Raw genomic sequence first — 9,157 nt, forward strand, 5'->3', positions numbered from 1 at the left:
TCCTTACGCGCGTTCGCGGTCGCGGCGCGGACCACGGGGGGCCGGGCCGTCAGCCGCTTCGGCAAGACGACGATCATGGGCCTGCGGATCATGCTCAAGGATTTCGCCTTTGAAGATCCAGACCTTCACACCGATGATCCCGTAAGGGGTCTCGGCTTCCGACAGCGCATAGTCGATGTCGGCGCGGAGCGTGTGCAGCGGCACACGACCTTCGCGGTACCATTCGGTCCGGGCGATTTCGGCGCCGCCAAGACGGCCGGCGACGTTCACGCGGATACCAAGCGCACCCATCCGCATCGCGTTCTGCACGCCACGCTTCATGGCGCGACGGAAGGAGACGCGACGTTCCATCTGCTGGGCGATCGACTCGGCCACCAGTTGGGCGTCAAGTTCCGGCTTGCGGACTTCGACGATGTTGAGGTGCAGTTCGGACTTGGTGAACACGGTCAGCTTCTTGCGAAGCGTCTCGATGTCCGCGCCCTTCTTGCCGATGATCACGCCAGGACGTGCAGTGTGAATGGTCACACGGCACTTCTTGTGCGGACGTTCGATGATCACACGGCTGATGCCGGCCTGCTTCAGTTCCTTGTGGATGAACTCGCGCATGCGGAGATCTTCCAGCAGGAGGTTGCCGTAGTCTTTCGATTCAGCGAACCAGCGGCTGTCCCAGGTACGGTTGACCTGGAGGCGCATACCGATCGGATTGACCTTCTGACCCATTATGCAGACTCCCCGGCTGCCGCGGCTTGGCGGACCTTGATGGTGATCTCGGAAAACGGCTTCATGATCTTGCCGAACCGGCCCCGAGCACGCGGACGACCGCGCTTCATGACAAGGTTCTTGCCGACCCAGGCTTCCGCCACGATCAGGCTGTCCACGTCGAGGTTGTGGTTGTTTTCCGCATTGGCGATGGCCGACTGCAGGCACTTCTTCACGTCACCCGCGATGCGGCGCTTGGAGAAGGTGAGGTCGGCAAGCGCCTTGTCCACCTTCTTGCCCCGGATCAGACCGGCGACGAGGTTCAGTTTCTGCGGCGAGGTGCGAAGCATGCGGCTGATCGCCATGGCTTCGTTGTCCGCCACGCGGCGCGGATTGTTGTCCTTACCCATGGCTTACTTCCTCTTCGCTTTCTTGTCGGCGGCGTGACCGTAGTAGGTCCGCGTCGGCGAATATTCACCGAACTTCTGGCCGATCATTTCCTCAGTCACGTTGACCGGGATGTGCTTCTTGCCGTTGTAGACCGCGAAGGTCAGGCCAACGAACTGCGGCAGGATGGTGGACCGGCGCGACCAGATCTTGATCACTTCGGACTTGCCACCGGCCTTGGCCTTTTCGGCCTTCTTCAGGACATAGCCGTCGACGAACGGGCCCTTCCAGATGGAACGTGCCATGGATTAGCGCCCTTTCTTCTTGGCGTGCCGCGAGCGGACGATCAGGCTGTCAGAAGCCTTCGGCTTGCGGGTCTTGTTGCCTTTGGTGCCTTTGCCCCACGGGGTGACCGGGTGACGGCCGCCCGAGGTACGGCCTTCGCCGCCGCCATGCGGGTGGTCGATCGGGTTCATCGCAACACCGCGAACGGTGGGGCGAACGCCCTTGTGCCGCATACGGCCGGCTTTACCAAAGTTCTGGTTCGAGTTGTCGGGGTTCGACACGGCACCGATGGTGGCCATGCATTCCTGACGGACAAGACGCAGTTCGCCAGACGACAGGCGGATCTGCGCGTAAGAGCCGTCACGGCCGACGAACTGGGCATAGGTGCCCGCCGCACGGGCCAACTGGCCGCCCTTGCCGGGCTTCAGTTCCACGTTGTGGACGATCGTCCCGATCGGCATGCCGCTGAAGGGCATGGCGTTGCCCGGCTTCACGTCGGTCTTGGCGCCAGCGATGACGCTGTCTCCAACGGCCAGACGCTGCGGCGCCAGGATATAGGCCAGCTCGCCATCGGCGTACTTGACCAGAGCGATGAAGGCGGTGCGGTTCGGATCATATTCGATCCGCTCGACGACCGCCGCGATGTCGAACTTGGTGCGCTTGAAATCGACCACACGGTAAAGGCGCTTGGCGCCCCCGCCCTTGTGCCACATCGTGACACGTCCGGTGTTGTTCCGGCCACCGGTACGGTTCAAACCCTCAGTAAGGGCTTTGACCGGACGGCCTTTCCACAGCTCCGAACGGTCGATCAGAACCAGCCCTCGCTGGCCAGGCGTCGTCGGCTTATACGACTTGAGTGCCATGTTTCTCTGTCTTCCGTTTGCATGCAGGGTCTTGCAACCTCTGCGGTGAAGGGCTCCGAAGATCCCCGATTTGGTGCCCATTCCTTCTGCGGCTGCATCGGGAACGAACAAACCAAGAGCCCCGGACGAATCCGGGGCTTCTGGCGTGGCGCGGGATTAGCAGACGGGGGTGGGGGTGGCAATGGGGGGAAGAAGGATTCTTAGTGGTCGGGACCCCTTACAACTTCCGCTTCACATTGATCGAAGGCACGTCACTGCTCGTGACAATCTTCGGGCGCTTCTCGCGATCCAACCACTTGTCGCAGAGCCTTACAATGCCGTCGTCGTTAAGAGAAGCATAGACGAAACGCTCCGCTTGCGCCGCTCGAAGTCCGTTCATTTCGCGAGCCATTCGCTTCGGTATTTCTACGACCCGCTCCCTTTCTTCTCCCTGCCACGTCAGCTCAACGATTCGTGTTGGGGTGAGCGGGAAACTGACCCGTACTGTCTTGTTTGCGAAAGCGCCGTCCCCGTAGAACGGCCTGTGTGTTGCCGGATCAGATACCCTCGTAACCGGACTATCCGACGTGATAAGGTGCTGGTCCTTGCTGCGCCCAACAACCCATTTCATATTCAAGAAGATGTTCGCGAGGTTCCCTATTCCACCCAGCATTGGCAGCCCCGCCGAGCGCAGGACACTTATCGAGAAATTGCTCGGGTCATTTAGAAAAGTGCGCATCTTTTCGCGCTCTTCTGGTGAAATCACATCGCCCGTTGCTTCCTCGTACCGGTCGACAGACTGCTCATGAACTTCTTGGTCGGAGGCGATTAACTGGGCGGTATGATGTGCCAAGTGGGCCATCATTTCTGCGCCTGCACCAACGACAGAAGGGGAGCGCAGATACTGTGCGGCTAGGAAGAGAGCTATGTGTTCACGCTCTTCTCCCTTGAATACCTTTCCCTCCGTTAGCTTATCCCATAGAGGAGCAGCGTTACCTTCGATTGCCCCCAAAAGCTTTTCAACCTCGTCGAACCTTTCACCGGTCCCACCAATTGGACTGTAGAAGTTTGTCTCTACGGCAGTAGCTTCTGGCTTGTCAGCACGCGGGTTGTTCCCGCTCGAGTACGTCCAAACGAGTCCGCCGGGGTCGCAGAACTTGTTCAGATAGAAGCGTGGAACAACATGCTGCTTCTTGGTCCTTGAAGTCATTTCGAGCACCACGTTCATCGATGAAGATCATTCAATGCAAAAAGCCCCCACCTTTCGGCAGGGGCTTTCGCAAATGTAGGTCGGGCTTCAGCCCGACTCTCGCTCAAAGACCAGTCGTGACGTCGATCGTCTGACCATCTTCCAGCATGACATAGGCCTTCTTCTTGTCCGAACGCTCGCCTGCGCGACCGCGGAACTTCTTGGCCTTGCCTTTGGTGATGGTGGTGTTCACGGCCTTCACCTTGACGCCAAAGATCGCCTCGACGGCTTCCTTGATCATCGGCTTGGTGCTGTCCATCGCGACCTGGAACACTACGGCACCAGCTTCCGAGGCCATGGTGGCCTTTTCGGTGATGACGGGCTTGCGGATCACGTCGTAATGCTCGGGCTTCACAGCCACGGCGCTTTTGGGTGCTTTGCTCATTTCAGGCGAGCCTCCAGGGCTTCGAGACCGGCCTTGGTGATGACCAGCGTATCGCGCTTGAGGATGTCATAGACGTTGGCGCCCATCGTCGGGAGCACGTCCATGCCGTCCAGATTGCGGGCCGCCAGCGCGAAGTTCGCGTCGACGGAAGCCCCGTCGATCACCAGAACGCGCTTCCAGCCCAGCTCCGACTTCATCTTGGCCAGCGTACCGGTCTTGGCATCGGCCAGCGTGGCCGCGTCAAGGATCACCAGCTCACCCGCCTTGGCCTTGGCCGACAGAGCGTGCCGCAGCCCAAGGGCGCGGAACTTCTTCGGCAGGTCATGGGCGTGGCTGCGCGGGGTCGGGCCCTTCACGACGCCACCGTGCCGGAAGATCGGCGCCTTCTTGGAACCGTGGCGTGCGCCGCCGGTGCCCTTCTGGCGATAGATCTTCTTGGTCGAGTACGAAACCTCGGCCCGGGTCAGCGTCGAATGGGTGCCGGCCTGGGATTTCGCCCGCTGCCAGCGCACCACGCGGTGCAGGATGTCGGCGCGCGGGTCGAGCCCGAACAGCGCCTCGTCCAGATCGATGGAACCGGCCTTGCCGCCATCGAGCTTGATCACATCGAGTTTCATGCTTCACCGCCTTCGGGCTTCGTCTCGCCCGCTTCATTTTCGGCTGCAGTGCCTTCTGCTGCCGAGGCTTCCAGCGCCGCCTGCTCGGCAGCCTGCGCTGCCAGCTTGGCTTCTTCCGCTGCTGCCGCTTCGGCTGCTGCCGCTGCTGCTGCCGCTTCAGCTGCTTCCGCTGCTGCCTTGGCAGCCGAACGCAACGCCGCAGGCAGAATCGCCATGGTCGGGAACGGCTTCTTCACCGCATCCTTGACCGTGACCCAGCCGCCCTTCGATCCGGGGACCGCGCCCTTGATCATGATCAGACCACGGTCGGCATCGGTACGGATGACCTGCAGGTTCTGCGTGGTCGTGCGCACGGCACCCATGTGGCCAGCCATCTTCTTGCCCTTGAACACCTTGCCGGGGTCCTGGCACTGGCCGGTCGAACCGTGCGAACGGTGCGAAACCGACACACCGTGCGACGCCCGAAGGCCGCCGAAGTTGTGCCGCTTCATGGCACCCTGAAAGCCTTTACCGACCGACGTGCCGGCAACATCCACGAACTGACCGGCAAAGTAGTGGTCAGCGGTGATTTCTTCCCCAACGCCGATCATGCAGTCCGGGGTAACCCGGAATTCTGCGATCTTGCGCTTGGGCGCCACGTTCGCACGGGCAAAGTGCCCACGCTGCGCAGCGGTGGTCCGTTTGGCCTTGGCCACACCAGCGCCAAGCTGGACGGCGGTGTAGCCATCCTTGTCGGCAGTGCGTTGGGCGACGACCTGAAGGCTGTCCAGCTGCAGAACCGTCACCGGAACCTGCTTGCCATCTGCCAGGAACAGCCGGGTCATGCCCAGCTTCTTTGCAATAACGCCAGAGCGCATCTTGATGCCCCCTTACACTTTGATTTCGACGTCGACGCCGGCGGCAAGGTCGAGCTTCATGAGCGCGTCCACGGTCTGCGGGGTCGGGTCTACGATGTCGAGAAGGCGCTTGTGCGTCCGGATTTCCCACTGGTCGCGCGACTTCTTGTCGATGTGCGGACCACGGAGAACCGTGAACTTCTCAATCTTGTTCGGCAGCGGGATCGGGCCGCGCACTTGCGCGCCGGTCCGCTTGGCGGTGTTCACGATTTCCTGGGTGCTGGCGTCCAGCACGCGGTAATCGAAGGCCTTGAGCCGGATGCGGATGGTCTGACCTTGCATCGGTTTTTTCCTTTTAGAACATAGGCGCCGGCGCGGATCGCCGACCCAAGAGGTTCTGTTTCGTTGGTCGTCTGGTAGAGGTCGAAGGGCGGGCTTCTACAGCCCGCCCCGCGTTAGTGCAACCGCCTTTAGGCGATGATTTTCGACACGACGCCGGCGCCGACGGTGCGGCCGCCTTCGCGGATGGCGAAGCGCAGTTTTTCTTCCATCGCGATCGGGGCGATCAGCTCGACCACGAACTTCAGGTTGTCGCCCGGCATCACCATTTCAGTGCCTTCCGGCAGCTGCACGGTCCCGGTCACGTCCGTGGTGCGGAAGTAGAACTGCGGACGGTAGTTCGCGAAGAACGGCGTGTGGCGGCCGCCTTCTTCCTTGGTCAGGATGTAGGCCTCAGCCTCGAACTTGGTGTGCGGGTTCACCGACTTCGGCTTGCAGAGAACCTGGCCACGCTCCACGCCCTCACGGTCGATGCCGCGCAGCAGGATGCCGACGTTGTCGCCAGCTTCCCCACGGTCGAGGAGCTTGCGGAACATTTCCACACCGGTGCAGACCGACTTCTTGGTGTCGCGGATGCCGACGATTTCGATTTCGTCGCCAACGTTGATCACGCCACGCTCGATACGCCCCGTGACAACCGTGCCGCGGCCCGAGATCGAGAACACGTCTTCGATCGGCATCAGGAACGGCTGGTCGATCGCCCGCGCCGGGGTCGGGATGTAGCTGTCAACCGCCGCCATCAGCGCGCGGATCGAGTCTTCACCGATGTCCTTGCGCTCACCGATCATGGCCTGGTGGGCCGAACCCTTGATGATCGGAATGTCATCGCCCGGGTATTCGTAGCTGGAGAACAGCTCACGGATTTCCATTTCCACGAGTTCGATCAGTTCCTCGTCGTCGACGAGGTCGATCTTGTTCATGTAGCAGACCATGTACGGAATGCCGACCTGACGGCCAAGCAGGATGTGCTCGCGCGTTTGCGGCATCGGGCCGTCCGAGGCGGCGCAGACCAGGATCGCGCCGTCCATCTGGGCGGCACCGGTGATCATGTTCTTCACATAGTCGGCGTGGCCGGGGCAGTCGACGTGGGCGTAGTGACGGTTCTCGGTCTCATATTCCACGTGGGCGGTCGAGATCGTGATCCCGCGAGCCCGCTCTTCCGGCGCGCCGTCGATCTGGTCATAGGCGCGGAATTCGCCGAAATACTTCGTGATCGCCGCCGTCAGCGTCGTCTTGCCGTGGTCAACGTGGCCGATCGTGCCAATGTTGACGTGCGGTTTGTTCCGTTCAAACTTTGCCTTGCCCATCAGGGTCACTCCTCATTCGATTTTCGGGGCGCCGGGCTGAAGCCCGGCCTACAGGGTGGTAGGGCGGGCTTCAGCCCGCCGCACCGTTAAGCGTATTTCTTCTGGATTTCCTGGCTCAGGTTTTCCGGAACGGTGTCGTAATGGTCGAACTCCATCGAGAACACCGCGCGGCCCGAGGTCATCGAACGCAGCTGGTTGATGTAGCCGAACATGTTCGCCAGCGGAACCATGGCGGCGATGACGTTCGCGTTGCCGCGGCTGTCCTGGCCGTTGATCATGCCCCGACGCGAGGTCAGGTCGCCGATGACGCCGCCGGTGTATTCCTCCGGCGTGACGACTTCGACCTTCATGATCGGTTCCAGCAGTTTCGCACCGGCCTTCTTCAGACCTTCGCGCATTGCAGCCCGCGACGCGATTTCGAACGCCAGCACCGAGGAGTCAACGTCATGGAACGCGCCGTCGATCAGCGAGACCTTGAAGTCGATCACCGGGAAGCCTGCCAGAGGACCGGAGTCCATGACCGACTTGATGCCTTTTTCGACGCCGGGGATGTATTCCTTCGGCACCGCACCACCGACGATCTTCGATTCGAACGAATAGCCTTCGCCCGGTTCGGTCGGCGAGATGATCAGCTTGACGCGCGCGAACTGGCCGGTACCACCGGTCTGCTTCTTGTGCGTATAGTCGATCTCGTGCTCGCGGCTGATCGTTTCGCGGTAAGCCACCTGCGGGGCGCCGATGTTCGCCTCGACCTTGAATTCGCGACGCATGCGGTCGACGAGGATATCAAGGTGAAGTTCGCCCATGCCCTTCATGATGGTCTGGCCGCTTTCGAGGTCAGTTTCCACGCGGAAGGACGGGTCTTCGGCAGCCAGACGGGCCAAAGCGATGCCCATCTTTTCCTGGTCGGCCTTGGTCTTGGGTTCCACCGCGATCTCGATCACCGGGACCGGGAAGGTCATGGTTTCCAGAACAACGGGTGCCGCCGGATCACAGAGCGTGTCACCGGTGGTGGTTTCCTTCAGACCGCCAAGCGCGATGATGTCACCGGCGAAGGCTTCGGAAATCTCTTCCCGGTCAATCGCATGCATCATCATCATACGGCCAACGCGCTCTTTGCGCTGCTTGGTTGCGTTCAGCATCGCGTCTCCCTTGCCCAGCTTGCCCGAGTAAATCCGGGTGAAGGTCAGGGAGCCGACGAAGGGGTCGTTCATGATCTTGAACGCAAGGCCCGAGAAGGGCTGTGCGTCATCGGCCGACCGCGCAATGTTGCGGGTTTCCGTCTCGTCACCCGGCGCAAAGCCCATGTAGGGCGGCACGTCGAGAGGCGAGGGCAGATAGTCGATCACGGCGTTCAGAAGCGGCTGGACACCCTTGTTCTTGAAGGCGGAGCCTGCAAAAACCGGGATGAAGTCGATAGCCAGCGTTCCCTTGCGGATCAGCGCGCGCAGCGTGTCTGCGTCGGGCTCATTGCCTTCAAGGTAGGCTTCCATCGCGGCGTCGTCCTGACCCACGGCGGTTTCCACCAGGTTCATGCGCCATTCGTCGGCTTCGGCCTTAAGGCTTTCGCGGATCGGCTGACGCTTCCACGACGCGCCCAGATCTTCGCCCTCGTAGACCCATTCTTCCATGGTCACGAGATCGATGATCCCTTCCAGCTTGTCTTCCGCGCCAATCGGCAGGGCGACCGGCATCGCATTGGCGCCGGTACGGTCCTTGATCATGCGGACGCACTTGAAGTAGTCCGCGCCGGTCTTGTCCATCTTGTTGACGAACACGATCCGCGGAACCTTGTAGCGGTCAGCCTGACGCCAGACGGTTTCCGTCTGCGGCTCAACCCCGGCGTTGCCGTCGAGGAGAACGACAGCACCGTCAAGCACGGCCAGCGAACGTTCGACTTCGATGGTGAAGTCGACGTGGCCGGGGGTGTCGATGATGTTGAAGCGGTACTTGTCCGAACGAGCATGCTCCAGACCCGGATCAATCGTGCGCTCCCAGAAGGTGGTGGTCGCAGCCGAGGTGATCGTGATCCCGCGCTCCTGCTCCTGCTCCATCCAGTCCATCGTCGCGGCGCCGTCATGGACTTCGCCGATCTTGTGGGACTTGCCGGTGTAGTAGAGGATGCGTTCGGACGTCGTGGTCTTGCCGGCATCGATATGAGCGATGATGCCGAAGTTGCGGTATCGCGTCAGCGGGAATTCGCGTGCCATG

11 protein-coding genes are annotated in these 9,157 nt (G+C 61.3%); all 11 read right to left on the bottom strand.

Annotation, left to right across the window (positions count from 1 at the left end):
- Positions 1 to 3: 3 nt before the first annotated feature.
- Positions 4 to 720: a 30S ribosomal protein S3 gene (gene rpsC / locus EI545_RS08055; protein ID WP_125324996.1), complete on the bottom strand. Its 717-nt coding sequence runs from the start codon at positions 718 to 720 to the stop codon at positions 4 to 6.
- A complete protein-coding gene (gene rplV / locus EI545_RS08060; protein ID WP_125324997.1) occupies positions 720 to 1,109 on the bottom strand; it encodes a 50S ribosomal protein L22 in 390 nt (129 codons plus the stop codon). Before rplV ends, rpsC begins: the two co-directional genes overlap by 1 nt.
- Before the next feature lie 3 nt (positions 1,110 to 1,112).
- Positions 1,113 to 1,391: a 30S ribosomal protein S19 gene (rpsS, locus tag EI545_RS08065; protein WP_125324998.1), complete on the bottom strand. Its 279-nt coding sequence runs from the start codon at positions 1,389 to 1,391 to the stop codon at positions 1,113 to 1,115.
- Between the two features lie 3 nt (positions 1,392 to 1,394).
- Positions 1,395 to 2,234, bottom strand: a complete 840-nt coding sequence (gene rplB, locus EI545_RS08070; protein ID WP_125324999.1) for a 50S ribosomal protein L2 — start codon at positions 2,232 to 2,234, stop codon at positions 1,395 to 1,397.
- Between the two features lie 217 nt (positions 2,235 to 2,451).
- A complete protein-coding gene (locus EI545_RS08075) occupies positions 2,452 to 3,441 on the bottom strand; it encodes a DUF4238 domain-containing protein (RefSeq protein ID WP_125325000.1) in 990 nt (329 codons plus the stop codon).
- A gap of 85 nt (positions 3,442 to 3,526) precedes the next feature.
- On the bottom strand, positions 3,527 to 3,823 hold the full coding sequence (locus EI545_RS08080) for a 50S ribosomal protein L23 (protein ID WP_125327296.1): 297 nt from the start codon (positions 3,821 to 3,823) through the stop codon (positions 3,527 to 3,529).
- Positions 3,824 to 3,843: 20 nt separating this feature from the next.
- Positions 3,844 to 4,464 carry a 50S ribosomal protein L4 gene (gene rplD / locus EI545_RS08085; RefSeq protein WP_125325001.1) on the bottom strand — a complete coding sequence of 207 codons (621 nt, stop codon included), beginning with the start codon at positions 4,462 to 4,464 and terminating at the stop codon, positions 3,844 to 3,846.
- Positions 4,461 to 5,321, bottom strand: coding sequence for a 50S ribosomal protein L3 (gene rplC / locus EI545_RS08090; RefSeq protein ID WP_125325002.1), 861 nt, complete (start codon positions 5,319 to 5,321; stop codon positions 4,461 to 4,463). The genes rplD and rplC overlap by 4 nt, the downstream gene beginning before the upstream one ends.
- A 12-nt stretch (positions 5,322 to 5,333) precedes the next feature.
- A complete protein-coding gene (rpsJ, locus tag EI545_RS08095) occupies positions 5,334 to 5,642 on the bottom strand; it encodes a 30S ribosomal protein S10 (RefSeq protein WP_023666234.1) in 309 nt (102 codons plus the stop codon).
- A gap of 128 nt (positions 5,643 to 5,770) precedes the next feature.
- Positions 5,771 to 6,946 carry an elongation factor Tu gene (tuf, locus tag EI545_RS08100; protein WP_125325003.1) on the bottom strand — a complete coding sequence of 392 codons (1,176 nt, stop codon included), beginning with the start codon at positions 6,944 to 6,946 and terminating at the stop codon, positions 5,771 to 5,773.
- 86 nt (positions 6,947 to 7,032) lie between these two features.
- On the bottom strand, positions 7,033 to 9,156 hold the full coding sequence (gene fusA / locus EI545_RS08105) for an elongation factor G (RefSeq protein ID WP_125325004.1): 2,124 nt from the start codon (positions 9,154 to 9,156) through the stop codon (positions 7,033 to 7,035).
- Between the last annotated feature and the right edge of the window lies 1 nt (position 9,157).

Origin of the sequence: Tabrizicola piscis, assembly GCF_003940805.1 — a bacterium.
Taxonomy (GTDB): Bacteria; Pseudomonadota; Alphaproteobacteria; order Rhodobacterales; family Rhodobacteraceae; genus Tabrizicola; species Tabrizicola piscis.